Genomic DNA, 15,706 nt, shown 5'->3' on the forward strand with positions numbered 1-15,706 from the left:
TTATTAATATGTTTTGTTGATTAAATAAAAATCAGCCAAAACAATCGCAGCCATCGCCTCAACGATTGGTACTGCACGAGGCACCACACACGGATCATGACGTCCTTTTCCGGTCATTGGTGTAATATTTCCTTTATTATCCAGAGAATCCTGAGTCTGCATGATAGTCGCAACAGGTTTAAAAGCTACTCTGAAATAAATATCCATTCCGTTGCTTATTCCGCCCTGGATTCCGCCAGAAAGATTTGTTTTTGTAGTTCCGTCAGGATTATATAAATCGTTGTGTTCGCTTCCTTTCATTTCAGAACCAGAGAAACCACTTCCATACTCAAAACCTTTTACCGCATTGATTGAAAGCATTGCTTTTCCTAATTCAGCATGTAATTTATCAAAAACAGGTTCGCCTAAACCAACCGGAACATTTTGAATTACACATGAAACTACACCGCCGACAGTATCTCCCTGCTTACGGATATCACGAATATATTCTTCCATAACAGCTGCCGATTTTTCATCTGGACAGCGAACCGGATTGCTTTCGATTTTAGAGAAATCTAATTCCTGATAAGGCGTATCTAAATGAATTGGTCCAACAGAAGAAACGTAAGCATTAATTTTAATTTGAGGAAGCATTTGTTTTGCAATTGCTCCTGCTACTACTCTGCTCGCTGTTTCACGCGCAGAACTTCTTCCGCCGCCGCGGTAATCACGAAAACCATATTTTTGGTCATACACATAATCAGCATGACTTGGTCTGTAATTATCTTTAATATGCGAGTAATCGTCTGATTTTTGATTGGTATTTGGAATAATAAAACCAATTGGAGTTCCGGTCGTTTTTCCTTCAAATATTCCCGATAAAAACTGAACCGCATCTGGTTCTTTTCTTTGTGTTACGATAGCCGACTGCCCCGGTTTTCTGCGAGACATTTCAACTTCAATCGCTTCAAAATCAAGTTGTATTCCTGATGGACAACCGTCTATAATTCCGCCTAAAGCTTCACCATGAGATTCTCCGAATGTTGTAACTTTATATAGGGTGCCGTAGCTATTTCCTGCCATTGTAAATTGTTTTGAGCAAATGTAAGTTTTATGAATTAAATTAAAAAATTAAAAATTGGTAATATTAATTAAAGATTAAACACTTTAAAAATCACAATTTATTAAAATTGCCTTTGAATTAGTAACCTTTTGATAAAATAAATGGAGTAGGATTTTCTTTTATTTGTGGAACTTCAAATTAAGAAAAATTGAAAAAACGAAATGTCGAACTGGTCATTATTTCTGATGTCCATTTGGGAACTTACGGAAGTCACGCTAAAGAACTAAACAACTATTTATCAAGCATTAAACCTAAAACTTTAGTTTTAAATGGTGATATAATTGATGCCTGGCAGTTTAGAAAATCTTATTTTCCTAAAGCGCATTTAAGAGTCATTCAGCGCATTATCGGGATGGCTTCTAAAGGTACAAAAGTGTATTACATTACCGGAAATCATGACGAGATTCTTCGAAAATTCAGCAACATGAACATGGGGAATTTTTCTTTGGTCGATAAATTAGTTTTAGAATTAGACGACAAAAAAGCCTGGATTTTTCACGGAGACGTATTTGATGCTTCTGTACAACATTCTAAATGGATTGCAAAACTAGGCGGATTAGGTTATGATTATTTAATTTTGATGAATCGTTTTGCTAACTGGTGTCTGGCAAAATTAGGCCGCGAACCTTACTCTTTTTCTAAAAAAATAAAAGCAAGCGTAAAAAAGGCTGTAAAATTCATTTCAGATTTTGAAACTACAGCAACCGATCTGGCTATCGAAAAAAATTACGATTATGTAATCTGCGGGCACATTCACGAACCCAAAATCCTTACTAAAGAAAACAAACACGGTTCTACTTTATACTTAAATTCTGGCGACTGGGTCGAAAACCTAACGGCTCTTGAGTATCATAAAAAGCGTTGGAAATTATATTCTTACACTCATACGAACTTTACAGAAGAAGAAAATCTTTTTGAAATGGAAGATATTTTAACCTCTCAAATGTTATCTAATATTATTCTAAAAAAGTAAACACACCTTTATTTACAAGCGTTTACAAAGGTTAACTATTTTTAATTTGTGTAATTTATATTTACAAAATGTGAATTATATAACAATTTCTAAAAATGTTATACGTTCTTAAATTGAGAACGATTATACATTTGAAAAAAATTAATTAACCATTTTATGAAAAAGATTATTTTATCTGCCATTATGCTTTTGGGATTAGCATTTACGGCTCAATCGCAAGAAATTTCAAAACACGCTTTAGGATTACGTTTAGGGGACAATAACGGATTTGGAGGTGAAGTATCATATCAACTTGGATTGAACCAAAAAAACAGACTTGAGTTTGATTTAGGCTGGAGAAACAGCAGTGATGTAGACGCTATTAAAGGTGTTGCTCTTTACCAATGGGTTTGGAACATTGATGGAGGTTTTAACTGGTACGCTGGTGTAGGTGGAGGAATTGCTGCCTGGGATCACGATTATTACAACAATAATTACAGATATAACGACAGCGGAACTTATGTTTTTGCAGCCGGAGATATTGGTATCGAATATAGATTTAAAGAAGTGCCTATCACACTGTCACTAGATGCAAGACCTGAAATTGGTTCTGGATACTATGACGATGACAATTTTGGATTTGACGTTGGTTTAGGTGTCAAATTCAGATTCTAATTAAAAATAAAAAATAATTGTAAGAAGAAACCTGTCGTTGTAATGCGACAGGTTTTTTTTATGTTTTGATTAAAGCTTAGTGTCACCCAGAGCGATCCCAAGGCTTCGGGAGAAGGGCTTTAGAGGTAAAAAGGGCTTCGACTACGCTCAGCCTTACATTTGACCTGTAACTAACAACTATTTACTTAATAATAATCTCCTTTTTAGAATGTATTTTTACAACAGTATAAGGATAAGTAATAGCCTGTGTTACCATGGCATCTGGAGCAGGATTTTTTTCTTTTACGGTAATGATAATGTTCTTATCCGTTTCTTCAACCTTTTCAATTCCAATAGAATACCCTCCAGTGTTTTTTTCACCCATATTAAGGATAACATAATTCGAATTGGCAATATCAGCCTGCTTCATTTTAGCAGCTAAAAGCGGATCATTTTCAAGCATTTTGATCTCGTTAGGTTCTGTCAAAATTTCGAAAAATTTAATATTTCCCCCGCCATCAGACTGTTCAGTTAAAACTTCGTATAAAGCTTTTGAATCTGTTGGCTTTTTAGCTCCGCAGGAAATCAAAACAAAAATTACTAAAACCGAAATTACTTTTTTCATTACGTTCAAATTTTTAAAATTAATGTTTCTATTCTTTATAATCGTCAATTGCTCTTTGGTACAAAGCTTCATATTTAGGCAGAATGTTTTTGATATCAAATTTTCTGGCAACTTCCAATGCATTGATTTTAAATTCATTCAAGGTTTTATCATCTTTTAAGATTTTGATTGCATTTGCCGCCATTTCATCGACATTTCCAACATCACTTAAATATCCAGAAACACCATCAAAATTAACTTCCGGTAAACCTCCAGAATTACTTGAAATTACAGGAACTCCGCAAGCCATTGCTTCTAATGCTGCTAAACCAAAACTTTCAGTTTCTGACGGAAGTAAAAACAAATCAGTCATGCATAAAATCTTATCGATTTCATTACTGTTCCCAAAGAAAATTACTTTGTCGTAAATTCCCAGTTCCATACATAAAACCTCTGCTCTTTCTTTTTCAGGACCATCACCCACCATCATTAATTTAGCAGGCATTACTTTCTGAATATTATAGAAAATCTTGATAATATCCGGAATACGTTTTACCTTTCTAAAATTACTGATATGTGTTACGATTCGCTCGTTTTCCTTTGCCATAACATATCTGTGGCAAGGTTCCGTTGGATCTTTTCTAACTTTATCCAATTCAATAAAATTCGGGATTACCTTAATTTTATTCTTGATTTTGAACAATTTCAGTGTATCATCTTTCAAACTCTGCGAAACCGAAGTCACATAATCAGACTTATTGATACTAAAAGTTACCGCTGGCTTGTAAAAGGGATGGTTTCCAACAAGCGTAATATCAGTTCCGTGAAGCGTTGTAATCATCGGAAGATTAATTCCTTCATTCTTAAGCATTTGTTTCGCCATATAACCCGCATAAGCGTGCGGAATAGCGTAATGCACATGTAAAACCTCTATTTTATATAATTTCACCATATCGACCAATTTGCTTGACAAAGCCAACTCATAAGGCTGATAATGGAACAAAGGATATTCAGGAACGTTTACTTCGTGATAATGAACATTTGGATTTAAAAGTGCTAATCTTACTGGCTGACTGTAAGTTATAAAATGTATTTCGTGTCCGCGTCTGGCTAATTCGAGACCTAGTTCTGTAGCAACTACACCACTACCGCCAAATGTTGGATAACAAACTATTGCTATTTTCATGTATTAAATTTAATTCTACGAAAGTACTCAAAAATCACCTTTAATTAGGCTTTTAAATTGTTAGATTTTCGACAAAATTAGATTAAATCTGGTTGATAAATATTTTTAGAAGCAGCACAATATCTGCAAAAAAGACCAGTAGTCCCGCTGTTCGTTATATCTTTTCCTTGCTAAAGAAGCAAGAAAAAGGATACCACTTCCATCGGGGCTAGATTAGAGGGTTTTGTTTTTATAAGAGTATGCTTCAGCCAACTTTGTCAAAGTTTAAAACTTTGACAAAGTTTCACGCTGTATTGTCATTCCGAGGAATCTCCGCAACTAATTCCGCAATCAAAATTATCAATCTTTGTCGAGTTTCTTGTGGAGATTCCTCGTTCCTCGGAATGACAAGATTGGGGTTACTATATCTTCAACGGATTAAAATCCGTTGCTACAAAATAAATCATTCTTCTGGGAATTTATATGTAGCGTTCCGAAGGAACAAATTATATTGTAGGGATGGATTTCAATCCATCTTCGCAAACATAATCGTCAATCTTTGTAGATTCTCTAGTGCGATTCCTCGTTCCTCGGAATGACAAACTTTGGCGAAACTTGAAACTTGAAACAATCAAAACCAAAAAAGGCACAAAATCTAAAATTTCATGCCTTTTCAAATATATTATAAATTCCTCTTAGAAAAATCTGCTATGCCAGCTGTCGGCAGCAGGAACTTCCCAGGATTCGTTGAATTCTTCGATATTGTTTACCAGATTATTGAAAACAATAGTATTCTCAGAAACTGATTTATCTTTTACCATTTTCTTGAAATCAATTAATGGTTTGTGTGCAATATGCTCTCCAAGTTTAAAAGTAACGTTCATTTTATCTAATAAATCGACGTTGTATTTTTTCTCTAAACCTTGAATAAATTCTACCGAACTATCAATAGAACAACCTGTAGCAGCCTGAACATCCTGATTTACGGCTAATATTATAAAACGATTGTATTTAAGCAAAAATGATGCTTCAAGACTGGTTCCGTGTGCGGCCCATTGCTCTACAAAAGCTTTTAAATCTGTTTCGATTTCAGAAAACTCTTCCTCAGAAAATTTTCTGTTCGATTGGTAAATCCAAACTCTTGATTCACCAGGTAAATTTTCAAAAGGTATATACATTTTTTAATTTTAGATTTTAGATTGTTGATTTTAGATTTCTTGAATTGTTTCAGGTTTAAGGTTTCATGTTTCAAGTTAAAAACTTAGTATCTTAGAACCTTAGCAACTCAGAATCTTTTATAAATCCTGCGCATTCGCAATTAACTCGGCAACGTCCATTACTTTTACCTCACCCTCTTTATGAGCATGTTTAATTCCATCCGTTAACATCGTGTTACAGAAAGGACATCCGGCAGCGATAATATCCGGCTGAACTTCTAATGCATCTTCTGTACGCAATACATTTACTTCTTTGTTTCCAGGTTCAGCATCTTTAAACATCTGTGCTCCACCTGCTCCACAACATAATCCGTTTGCTTTTGAGCGCTTCATTTCTACTAACTCAACGTCTAATTTTTGGATTAAATCCCTTGGTGCTTCGTATACTTTATTGGCTCTTCCTAAATAGCAAGGATCATGAAAAGTAATTTTCTTTCCTTTAAACTGTCCGCCTTCAACTGTAAGTCTTCCGTCATCAATTAATGATTTAAGGAATTCTGTATGATGAATAACTTCATAGTTTCCACCTAATTCAGGATATTCATTTTTTAAGGTATTAAAACAATGCGGACAAGCGGTAACGATTTTTTTCGCTTCATACGCATTTAAAACCTCGATATTCATCATGGCCTGCATTTGAAACAAAAATTCATTTCCGGCTCTTTTTGCAGGATCACCAGTACAACTCTCTTCTGTACCTAATACTGCAAAAGATACATTTGTACGATTTAAAATACGCACAAATGCTTTTGTGATTTTTTTTGCTCTATCATCAAAACTCCCTGCGCAACCTACCCAAAATAAAACTTCTGGCTGTGTTCCCTGGGCTAGCATTTCTGCCATTGTTGGCACTACTAAACTTTCTGACATCTTCTTTTGTTGTTAAATCGGTTAATTGTCATTTGGTTAATCGCTCTCTATCATAACCTTACTAAAAACCTTACTATTTTTAATCACTTAAACGGTTAAACAAATAACCGATTAAACTCTTTTCTAATTCTCGTTTTTCCAATTCAATCGGTCCTGCTGGCTGTACTGCCATGGTGCACCATTATTTTCGATATTGGTCATCATTGCATTCAATGACATTGGCGCAGCACTCTGTTCCATCACTAAATAACGACGCATATCCATAATAATAGACAACGGACTAATATTTACGGGACATTCTTCTACACAAGCGTTACATGATGTACAAGCCCATAATTCTTCTGGTGTGATGTAATCGTTTAATAATGTTTTATTATCCGGAACAAAAACACCTTTATTGGCATCTATATTTTTTCCAACTTCGGTTAAACGGTCTCTTGTGTCCATCATAATTTTACGTGGAGACAATTTTTTCCCTGTTTGATTCGCCGGACATGAAGATGTACAACGTCCGCATTCTGTACACGTATAAGCGTTTAAAAGCTGCACCCAGTTTAAATCCTGAACATCGCTTGCACCAAATTTAGACGGAGCTGCATTTTCATCAACAGGAGCTGCTGCAAAAGGATCTGCGTTTGGATCCATCATCAGCTTCACTTCTTTTGTTACTGATGCTAAGTTATCAAACTGTCCCTCTGGTTTTAAATTCGCAAAGTAGGTATTTGGGAATGCTAAAAGTATGTGTAAGTGTTTTGAGAAATATAAATAGTTCATAAAAATCAAAATACCCACGATATGCAGCCACCAAAAAGCTTCAAACAATAGTACAACCAGTTCGTTTGAAAGTCCATTAAAAATTGGAGCAATAAACTGACTTACCGGAAAAGTTCCTGCTTTATAAAAAACGGCTCCCGGAACATTTTGCAAATGCAGGTCACAAGCGTTCATTAATAAAAACAAGATCATTAAAACAGTCTCAAAATACAAAATGTAGTTTGCATCGCTTTTAGGGAATCCTGTTAAATCAGAATGTATAAAACGTTTCAGTCTGATAAAATTTCTTCTAAGCCAAAAAACGGTAACAGCAAAAATTACAAGTATGGCTAATATCTCAAAAGAAGCAATTAAAACATCATAAACTACACCTAAATAAGGGGCAAAAATTCTATGAGTTCCTAGTAATCCATCGATTATAATTTCAAGTAATTCAATATTAATAATTACGAAACCTACATATACCAGGATATGAAGTATTCCGGCAACAGGGCGTCTCACCATTTTTGACTGCCCAAGAGCAATCAAAGCCATGTTTTTCCAACGAGCTTTAGGATTATCTTTTCTATCTACATCAACTCCTAAATTAATGTTGCGGATGATTTTTTTTACGCTCGCTGCAAAAAAACCAAAACCTACGACAAGAAGTATGGCGAATAAAATATTATCTAAATAACTCATTACAATTATTTTTTATCAGTTGAATTTGTTTCTGCCGGTGCTACATAAGGTTTGTTTTTCTTCCCAAAAAGAGAAACGTTTACGTAACGTGTTGGATAAAGTCGAACATCTTGTAATAACAATTCAAGCTCTTTTGAAGTTTTTGAAAGGTTGTTGTAAAGCGCATCGTCGTTTAACAATTTCCCTGCTGTACCTTTTCCAGAATTTAAATTAGCCATGATACCATCTACTTTTGCTAAAGTCTGGTTTAGGTTACGAACTGTTTTTCCAAGATCGGCTTTATTTAAAGAATCAGATATTTTATTGAAGTTGCTTGACATTTTATTAAAGTTTGTCACCACTCCGTTTATCTGGCCTTTGTTAGTATCTAGGATATTGTTGATACTTCCCGAAGCTCTGTGAAACTGCTCCATTGTCTGGCTCAATTCTGCTAAAGTTTTCTTTAAATCCTGCTGTGTTTTTTGATCTAAAACATTGTTTAATCCCGTAACAAGATTATCAATATTTAAGAGCATTTTATCCAATTTAATTGTAATTGGCTCAATTTTACCACCTAAAGATTCCGTTAATCCCAGCTTAACAACAGACTCCAGTGTCTGTCCGTCTTCTGCAAGTTCTTTATCTGCTAAATTTGGAATGATGGCAATTTGCTTTCCTCCAATTAAGCTTCCGGAATATAAAGATGCTTTACTTGTTTTAGAAATTGGAAAATCTGTTTTTAATTGAAGTTCAACTAATAATTTTCCTGTTGTTTCACTGATTGTAATTTTAGTTACCTTACCTACTACTAGTCCGTTTATAGTAACGGGCGCTGATTGTGCCAATTCTTCAACATTGTCATATTCAGCATAATATGTTTTATAATTGGTAAAAAGGTCTTTTCCTTTTAAAAAACTGTAGCCCCAGATAAATAATAAAATAGACGCTATGACTAATACAGCCGTTTTAATTTCTCTTGTTAGTTTCAAAATTCTAAGTGTTTTGTTACAAAATTAGTATAATATTTCGAACTTGTGACGATTATTTAATCGCATCCTGAATATTGATTTTTTCCCCGTCTTTAGTTGCTATTAAATATGCTGCGCCATATCCTTTATTCTTAGCTTCTTCCAGATATTTTTTCGCAGCTTCATAATCCGAAGTTTCCTGATAGAAATATTTATAAATATTGTTTTCGTAGATCATTGTTACATTTTTTAGTCCTTTAAAATTTTTAGGTTCTAAAGGTGTTTTTTTAATACTTGCAATAAGCTGTACTTTAAAGAATGTTCCTTTTGGAGCTGCTGGCGCAGGTGTCTGCACCACTTTCTTTGGAGTCGAAGTATCTCTTACAGGTTTAGCTTCAACTGCTTCTGAAGTTCCTGAACCAAAATATTCTCTTTTGTAACTCAAAATAGCTTCTGCAATTGCTTTTGCGATATCATCCTGTCCTTCTTCAGAATTTAAAATATTTCCTTCTGTTGGATTAGATACGAATCCGGTTTCAACCAAAACTCTTGGCATGTACGCTTTATGAAGTACCATAAATGGTGCTTGTTTTACACCGCCTTGTCTGATTTTTTTTCCAAGTCTCTCAAAATTATCTTCGATTTTACTTGCTAACGAAATACTGTTATCCAAATATTCTTCCTGCATTAAAGTAATTCCAACCATTTGTTCTGGAGAATTTGGATCGAAACCATCGTATTTACGTTTGTAATCTTTCTCTAAAGTAATTACCGAGTTCTCTTTTTTCGCCGCTTCAAGATTTGATGCAACTTTACTCAAACCCATTACATACGTTTCGGTACCATCTGCTGCGGTATTTTTATTGGCATTACAATGTATGGAAACAAAAATATTAGAATTGGCTCTATTTGCGATATTGGCTCTTTCGACCAAATCAATAAAGACATCTGTTTTACGAGTATAGATTACATTGATGTTTGGATTAAGCTCTAAAATTTTCCCTACTTTCAGTACAATAGCCAAAGCAATATTTTTTTCAATCCGCCCGCTGTAAACGGCACCAAAGTCGTGATCTCCGTGTCCGGCATCAAGTGTTACTTTAAAAACATTTGACTGGCTATATGTGCAAAATGACGCTATTGTTAGAAAAAAGGTAAAGATTACCTTAATTTTATTTAATCTATTCATAAATCTTAAAGTTAATTTTAATAAAACGCAGCTGTTATAATTTTTACAATTGATTATTTTTGCCAAAAAATTATATGTAAGTTTGACATGTCAAAAAACAAGCCATAATTTTACAAAAATAGCATTTAAACCTTTGCAGACAAACTTATTTAATATCGTTTTAATATCATTTTTCCTAACAATGGGATGTGGTAATTTATATTCGCAAGAGATAAAATCTAAAAAAAAGCCTTTACCAGCTGCAAAACAAACAGATAAGCCTCAAATAACTCAAAATGACACTATAAAATTAGATACTGTCAGACCAACCAAGACTTTCCTGGATGGCAAGGTTAGGTACAAGGCAAAAGATTACGCAAAAATCGATCAGAAGAAAAAACTGATTACTTTATACAACGAAGCTGAATTATACTACAAAGATGTTGAACTAAAATCCGGTATAATTGTTTTGAATTATGAAAAGGATGAAGTTTATGCCGGAAGAATTAAAGATTCTGCCGGAGTTTTAGTGCAGTACCCGAACTTTAAACAAGGTTCGAGTGAGGTTCAGCCCGATTCTATCCGCTTTAATTTTAAAACAAAAAAAGCATTAATTTACAATTCAAGAACCAAACAAGGTGAATTGAATATTAAAGCTGCGGTTACTAAAAAAGAAAATGACTCTGTTTATTATCTAAAAGGTGCGCGAATCACAACGGCACAGGATATTGACAATCCGGAATACTACTTTAGAACAAGCAAAATAAAATTTGTTCCCGGAAAAAAAATTGTTACAGGTTTAACGCAAATGGTTATTGCCGATGTTCCTACTCCGCTGGCTTTGCCTTATGGTTATTTCCCTTTGAGTCAGGAAAAAAGCGTTTCAGGTATTATTATTCCAAGTTATAACGATTCAAATACCAGAGGTTTCTCTTTACAAAATGGCGGTTATTATTTTGCTCTAAGCGATAATTATGACTTAACGGTTTTGGGGGATTATTATACCAATGGTAGTTACGCCATGCGTTTTGAATCGGCATATGCAACCCGATATAAATACAGAGGAAATGTTAATATTCGATTTGAGAATTTAATTAGCAGCGAGAGAGGTTATCCTGACTATTCAAAACAAAATATTTACAATATTCAGTGGTCACATTCAAAAGACACAAAATCAAATCCTAACTCAAGTTTTAGTGCATCTGTTAACATGGGTAGTAGTAAGTACTTTAAACAGTCTATTAATCAGGCTAACGTTGGGTCAAATTTGAACAATACATTAAGTTCGTCTATTTCATATAACAAAACTTTTAATACCATTCCGGGTTCTCGTATTTCGTTGTCAGCTACGCATCAGCAAAATACACAAACAGAGCAAATCCAGATGAGTCTTCCTAACCTTCAGGGAAGTATTGACCGTATTTATCCTTTTGTTGGAAAAGACGGGGTTAAAAAAGGGTTTATTAAAAACATCAACTTACAATACAACGTAACAGGTAAAAACAACATCACTACTTATGATTCCTTGTTTTTTAAGCCTCAGATGTTCAGAGACGCACAAATTGGTATGCAGCACTCAATTCCGATAAGTACTAACTTTAAAGTATTCAAATATTTTAGTGCCGGAGCATCAACAAACTATCAGGAAACATGGGTAACAAAAACTATCAAAAAAGGTTTTGATGACAGTAAAGGACAAGTTGCCGATAAAACAGTAAATGGTTTTGATTCGTACAGAACATATAATTTAAGCACCAATTTGGGAACTACTATTTACGGTACATTCAATTTTGGAGAAGATAAAAGGATTCAGTCTATTCGTCACGTTATGAGGCCGAGTCTTACGTATTCTTATACACCAAGTTTTGATCAATATTATGAGCATTATACAGTTGATGCCTCTGGTAAAATTTCTACCGATGAATACTCGCGGTTTGCCAATGGTATTTACGGCGCGCCTGGGCAAAGTAATTCGAACATTGTAGGTTTTTCATTAAGTAACACTTTTGAAGCCAAAGTAAGGGACAAGGACAGCACGAAAACGGAACCTAAGAAGATAATGCTGTTAAACAATTTAAACTTCAATACAAGTTATAATTTTAGTGCCGACGGAAAAAAGGCTTTAGCCTGGCAGCCAATTGTAGTAAGCGGAGGAACGCAGTTTTTTGACAATAAAATGAATGTCAATTTTGGGGCTGTTTTAAATCCTTATGCTATTGACAATGCAGGAAATGTTATAAACAAGTATAATATTGACAATGGCGGAAGTTTGTTTAGAATGACAAGTGCCAACCTTACCATGAATTATTCCTTTTCAAATAAGGGAACCGGAAAAGAAAAAAATACGCAAAGTCAGCGAAATGGTGGTCGTAATGACGACTTATTTGGAACAAATACGGACTTAAATGACAGCCGAAATAGTCAGTTTGCTAATGAACCGGAACGCGACGAAGATGTTGTAAGTGAGTTTTTTAGTTCAAAAATCCCTTGGGATATGACAATGGCGTATTCGCTTACTTATTCTAATACGGCCAGAGAAAATAAAATATCAGGAAACTCTATTATGATTTCTGCCAATATGGATATTACGCCTAAATGGAAAGGCGGTGTTTCTACCGGTTATGATTTTGTTCAAAAAGGGGTTACTTTTACTCAATTCCGTTTTGAAAGAGATTTGTTAAGCTGGAGAATGGCTTTTAACTGGAATCCGATGGGACCAAACGCTAACTGGAACTTCTTTATTGGAATTAAATCTGGTATGCTGAGTGACATTAAATGGAACAAACGCAGTACTTCTAATCGATAATTTGTCGACTTAAAATAATTTTATCATGAAAAAAATAATCTTTACAGAAAAGGCTCCGGCTCCTATTGGGCCGTACAATCAAGCCGTATTATCAGGAAATACACTTTATGCTTCTGGGCAGATTGCTATAAATCCGGCTTCGGGAGAACTTGTTACTGATAACATCAATGATGAAACGAAACAAGTAATGGAGAATATTGCAGCTATTTTAGAAGCGGCTGATATGACTTTTGAAAATGTTGTAAAAGCAACGATCTTCATCATGGATATGAACAATTTTGGTGCTATTAACACTATTTACGGTTCTTATTTTAACGAAAAAACCGCTCCAGCACGTGAAACGGTTCAAGTGGCATGTCTGCCAAAAAATGTAAATGTTGAGATCTCTATAATTGCAGTGCAATAGCATCTAATAATAATTGTGCCGTTGCTTCATTTGTTGCCAGCGGCACATTATGCACATCGCAAACACGAATTAACATATTAATATCAGCTTCATGCGGATGACTTGATAATGGATCTTTAAAAAAGAAAACCATTTGTGTAATTCCTTCCGCTACTCTGCCTGCAATCTGCGCATCACCGCCTAAAGGTCCGGAAAGCATTCTTTGGGTTTTAAATCCTGCTGCTTCGGCTTTACCTCCAGTTGTTCCGGTACCAATAAGTCTGATTTTTTCATTATGAAGAACTGCTTCATTCTTAATCAAAAAATCAATCAAATCTGCTTTTTTACCGTCGTGCGCAATAATTGCAATTTCCATAAATCCAGAACTATTGGTTAGCAACATGGTAAGCAATTAAACCGTCAATTGGTCTTCTTAACACGTTTCCTAATTTAAGCTCATATTTATCGAAAGTTTCTTGTAATTCATCTTTCAGATAAAAAGCAATAGAACCTACAAAATGCACAGGAACTTCTTTACAGTTATCAAACTGTTTGATATAGTTTTTAACGAAAGATTTCATTCCTTTGAAAATAATTTTTCTGCAAAATTCTGTGTCTTTATGTTTAATTAAAAACTTAGCAAAAGTTGCCAAATAAGCATTTGGGTTTGGTTCTTTATATAATTTGTTTTTAATAAAGTCAGGATCAACGTCGTACTCTTTTTCAAGTTCAACCGCTAATTCCTTAGGCATTTTATTAAAATAGTATTTTCTAATTAATTCTTTTCCAAAAACGTTTCCGCTGCAGTCATCCATTACGATATATCCTAATGACTGAACTTTTTGGTGCAATACTTTTCCATCAAAATAACTGCAGTTTGAACCAGTTCCTAAGATCGATACGATTGCTTCTTCTCCTTTTGGAGTTGTAGCATAAACAGCAGCGTAAGTATCTTCCTGAACATCAACAATTGCGTTAGTAAAATACTCCTGAAAGATTTGCTTTAACCATTCTTTCATTCTGTCTGTTCCACATCCTGCTCCGTAAAAGAACAAATGTGTTGCATTTTTTTTATTTTGTAAAATATCAAAACGGTCATTCAATCTTGAAATGATTTCAGGTCCGTCAAGAATTTCAGGATTTAATCCTAAGGTTTGTGTCGTGAATAATACTTTTCCATTATCATCAATTGCAATCCAATCGGCTTTAGTAGATCCACTATCAACTATTAATTTCATTTTTTTTGTTTTTTGAATTAGTTTCTCTTCAAATAAGTGTGTTTTTTACATTAATTAAAGACAGAACAAAATAAGAAAATCCCGTTACTTGGTGATAACGGGATTTTGTAAAAATATATAATATTATTTTAAACCTGCAATATGTACAGATAAATCGATCAATTTGCTTGAGTATCCGTACTCATTATCGTACCAAGATACTAATTTGAAGAAAGTTGAATTTAAACCAATTCCTGCAGTAGAATCAATGATTGAAGTTCTTTTGTCAGAAATAAAATCCTGAGATACAACTGCATCTTCAGTAAATCCTAAGATACCTTTTAAATCAGTTTCAGAAGATTTTTTCAAAACTGCCATAATTTCTTCATAAGAAGTTTCTTTAGCAACTTTTACAGTTAAATCAACTACAGAAACGTCAGCAGTAGGTACACGGAAAGACATTCCAGTTAATTTTCCATTTAAAGATGGAATTACTTTTCCAACCGCTTTTGCAGCTCCGGTTGAAGAAGGAATGATGTTAATTGCAGCTGCACGTCCACCTCTCCAGTCTTTTCTAGAAGGTCCGTCAGCAGTCATTTGAGTTGAAGTAGTTGCGTGAACAGTTGTCATTAAACCTTCAACGATTTCAAAATTATCGTGGATAACTTTAGCTAATGGAGCTAAACAGTTTGTAGTACAAGAAGCGTTAGAAACTACTAAATCAGAAGCTTTTGCAGTTTCGTGGTTAACTCCCATTACAAACATTGGAGCATCTGCAGATGGAGCAGAAATGATAACTTTTTTAGCACCACCTTTAATGTGCTCATTTGCAGTTTCGATAGTTGTGAAGATACCAGTACATTCTGCTACTACATCAACATCAACTTCATTCCATTTTAAGTCAGCAGGATTTCTTTCTGCAGTGATACGGATATTTCTTCCGTTTACATAAAGTTTTCCTTCTTTTACTTCTACAGTTCCGTTGAAACGACCGTGAACTGAATCATATTTTAATAAGTAAGCTAAGTGATCTACATCTAATAAATCGTTGATCGCTACTACTTCTACATTATCTCTATTGAAAGACTCTCTAAAAACGATTCTTCCGATACGTCCAAATCCGTTTATTCCTAATTTTACTTTTGACATTTTACTAAATTTTTG

15 protein-coding genes are annotated in these 15,706 nt (G+C 34.3%); 4 read left to right on the top strand and 11 right to left on the bottom strand.

Annotated elements, in window-relative coordinates; genetic code table 11:
- Positions 1–3 precede the first annotated feature (3 nt).
- Positions 4–1,062 carry a chorismate synthase gene (aroC, locus tag FLAPXU55_RS14690; RefSeq protein ID WP_180858668.1) on the bottom strand — a complete coding sequence of 353 codons (1,059 nt, stop codon included), beginning with the start codon at positions 1,060–1,062 and terminating at the stop codon, positions 4–6.
- A gap of 188 nt (positions 1,063–1,250) precedes the next feature.
- Here aroC and FLAPXU55_RS14695 point away from each other — a divergent pair, with 188 nt between their 5' ends.
- Together FLAPXU55_RS14695 and FLAPXU55_RS14700 are read left to right on the top strand one after the other, a co-directional pair.
- The gene (locus tag FLAPXU55_RS14695) at positions 1,251–2,075 is read left to right on the top strand and encodes a UDP-2,3-diacylglucosamine diphosphatase (RefSeq protein ID WP_180858670.1); all 825 of its coding nucleotides are present in this window, start codon (positions 1,251–1,253) and stop codon (positions 2,073–2,075) included.
- A gap of 156 nt (positions 2,076–2,231) precedes the next feature.
- A complete protein-coding gene (locus FLAPXU55_RS14700; RefSeq protein WP_053470177.1) occupies positions 2,232–2,729 on the top strand; it encodes a hypothetical protein in 498 nt (165 codons plus the stop codon).
- 181 nt (positions 2,730–2,910) lie between these two features.
- Here the strand turns inward: FLAPXU55_RS14700 and FLAPXU55_RS14705 are convergent, their stop codons facing one another.
- The 7 genes from FLAPXU55_RS14705 to FLAPXU55_RS14735 all read right to left on the bottom strand — a co-directional run bounded on the left by FLAPXU55_RS14705 (position 2,911) and on the right by FLAPXU55_RS14735 (position 10,155).
- Positions 2,911–3,333: a protease complex subunit PrcB family protein gene (locus FLAPXU55_RS14705; RefSeq protein ID WP_180858672.1), complete on the bottom strand. Its 423-nt coding sequence runs from the start codon at positions 3,331–3,333 to the stop codon at positions 2,911–2,913.
- A 28-nt stretch (positions 3,334–3,361) separates the two neighbouring features.
- Complete coding sequence (gene bshA / locus FLAPXU55_RS14710) at positions 3,362–4,498, bottom strand: N-acetyl-alpha-D-glucosaminyl L-malate synthase BshA (protein ID WP_053470179.1); 1,137 nt, start codon at positions 4,496–4,498, stop codon at positions 3,362–3,364.
- Between the two features lie 674 nt (positions 4,499–5,172).
- Complete coding sequence (locus FLAPXU55_RS14715; RefSeq protein WP_035646965.1) at positions 5,173–5,655, bottom strand: hypothetical protein; 483 nt, start codon at positions 5,653–5,655, stop codon at positions 5,173–5,175.
- Positions 5,656–5,772: 117 nt separating this feature from the next.
- Positions 5,773–6,564, bottom strand: coding sequence for a (Fe-S)-binding protein (locus FLAPXU55_RS14720; protein WP_053470181.1), 792 nt, complete (start codon positions 6,562–6,564; stop codon positions 5,773–5,775).
- A gap of 123 nt (positions 6,565–6,687) precedes the next feature.
- Positions 6,688–8,019, bottom strand: a complete 1,332-nt coding sequence (locus FLAPXU55_RS14725; protein WP_180858674.1) for a (Fe-S)-binding protein — start codon at positions 8,017–8,019, stop codon at positions 6,688–6,690.
- Positions 8,020–8,024: 5 nt separating this feature from the next.
- The gene (locus tag FLAPXU55_RS14730) at positions 8,025–8,987 is read right to left on the bottom strand and encodes an MlaD family protein (protein WP_053470183.1); all 963 of its coding nucleotides are present in this window, start codon (positions 8,985–8,987) and stop codon (positions 8,025–8,027) included.
- Positions 8,988–9,039: 52 nt separating this feature from the next.
- Positions 9,040–10,155, bottom strand: a complete 1,116-nt coding sequence (locus FLAPXU55_RS14735) for an N-acetylmuramoyl-L-alanine amidase family protein (RefSeq protein WP_053470298.1) — start codon at positions 10,153–10,155, stop codon at positions 9,040–9,042.
- An 82-nt stretch (positions 10,156–10,237) separates the two neighbouring features.
- On the opposite strand from FLAPXU55_RS14735, the gene FLAPXU55_RS14740 reads away from it, so the two are divergent.
- Both FLAPXU55_RS14740 and FLAPXU55_RS14745 read left to right on the top strand, forming a co-directional pair.
- Positions 10,238–12,940, top strand: coding sequence for a putative LPS assembly protein LptD (locus FLAPXU55_RS14740; RefSeq protein ID WP_053470299.1), 2,703 nt, complete (start codon positions 10,238–10,240; stop codon positions 12,938–12,940).
- A 25-nt stretch (positions 12,941–12,965) separates the two neighbouring features.
- A complete protein-coding gene (locus FLAPXU55_RS14745) occupies positions 12,966–13,346 on the top strand; it encodes a RidA family protein (protein ID WP_056202992.1) in 381 nt (126 codons plus the stop codon).
- On the opposite strand, the gene FLAPXU55_RS14750 is transcribed toward FLAPXU55_RS14745, so the two are convergent.
- From FLAPXU55_RS14750 to gap, 3 genes are all read right to left on the bottom strand, one after another.
- Positions 13,327–13,701, bottom strand: coding sequence for a methylglyoxal synthase (locus FLAPXU55_RS14750; RefSeq protein WP_053470300.1), 375 nt, complete (start codon positions 13,699–13,701; stop codon positions 13,327–13,329). The two genes, FLAPXU55_RS14745 and FLAPXU55_RS14750, sit on opposite strands and share 20 nt — an antisense overlap.
- Before the next feature lie 10 nt (positions 13,702–13,711).
- A complete protein-coding gene (locus tag FLAPXU55_RS14755) occupies positions 13,712–14,563 on the bottom strand; it encodes an N-acetylglucosamine kinase (protein WP_053470185.1) in 852 nt (283 codons plus the stop codon).
- Positions 14,564–14,686: 123 nt separating this feature from the next.
- The gene (gene gap / locus FLAPXU55_RS14760) at positions 14,687–15,691 is read right to left on the bottom strand and encodes a type I glyceraldehyde-3-phosphate dehydrogenase (RefSeq protein WP_053470186.1); all 1,005 of its coding nucleotides are present in this window, start codon (positions 15,689–15,691) and stop codon (positions 14,687–14,689) included.
- Positions 15,692–15,706 lie beyond the last annotated feature (15 nt).

Origin of the sequence: Flavobacterium panici (assembly GCF_903819335.1) — a bacterium.
Classification (GTDB): Bacteria; Bacteroidota; Bacteroidia; order Flavobacteriales; family Flavobacteriaceae; genus Flavobacterium; species Flavobacterium panici.

Coding starts and splice junctions, on each gene's coding strand:
- aroC (WP_180858668.1), bottom strand. CDS start 1,062: ATGGCAGGAAATAGCTACGGCACCCTATATAAAGTTACAACATTCGGA.
- FLAPXU55_RS14700 (WP_053470177.1), top strand. CDS start 2,232: ATGAAAAAGATTATTTTATCTGCCATTATGCTTTTGGGATTAGCATTT.
- FLAPXU55_RS14705 (WP_180858672.1), bottom strand. CDS start 3,333: ATGAAAAAAGTAATTTCGGTTTTAGTAATTTTTGTTTTGATTTCCTGC.
- bshA (WP_053470179.1), bottom strand. CDS start 4,498: ATGAAAATAGCAATAGTTTGTTATCCAACATTTGGCGGTAGTGGTGTA.
- FLAPXU55_RS14715 (WP_035646965.1), bottom strand. CDS start 5,655: ATGTATATACCTTTTGAAAATTTACCTGGTGAATCAAGAGTTTGGATT.
- FLAPXU55_RS14720 (WP_053470181.1), bottom strand. CDS start 6,564: ATGTCAGAAAGTTTAGTAGTGCCAACAATGGCAGAAATGCTAGCCCAG.
- FLAPXU55_RS14725 (WP_180858674.1), bottom strand. CDS start 8,019: ATGAGTTATTTAGATAATATTTTATTCGCCATACTTCTTGTCGTAGGT.
- FLAPXU55_RS14735 (WP_053470298.1), bottom strand. CDS start 10,155: ATGAATAGATTAAATAAAATTAAGGTAATCTTTACCTTTTTTCTAACA.
- FLAPXU55_RS14745 (WP_056202992.1), top strand. CDS start 12,966: ATGAAAAAAATAATCTTTACAGAAAAGGCTCCGGCTCCTATTGGGCCG.
- FLAPXU55_RS14750 (WP_053470300.1), bottom strand. CDS start 13,701: ATGGAAATTGCAATTATTGCGCACGACGGTAAAAAAGCAGATTTGATT.
- FLAPXU55_RS14755 (WP_053470185.1), bottom strand. CDS start 14,563: ATGAAATTAATAGTTGATAGTGGATCTACTAAAGCCGATTGGATTGCA.
- gap (WP_053470186.1), bottom strand. CDS start 15,691: ATGTCAAAAGTAAAATTAGGAATAAACGGATTTGGACGTATCGGAAGA.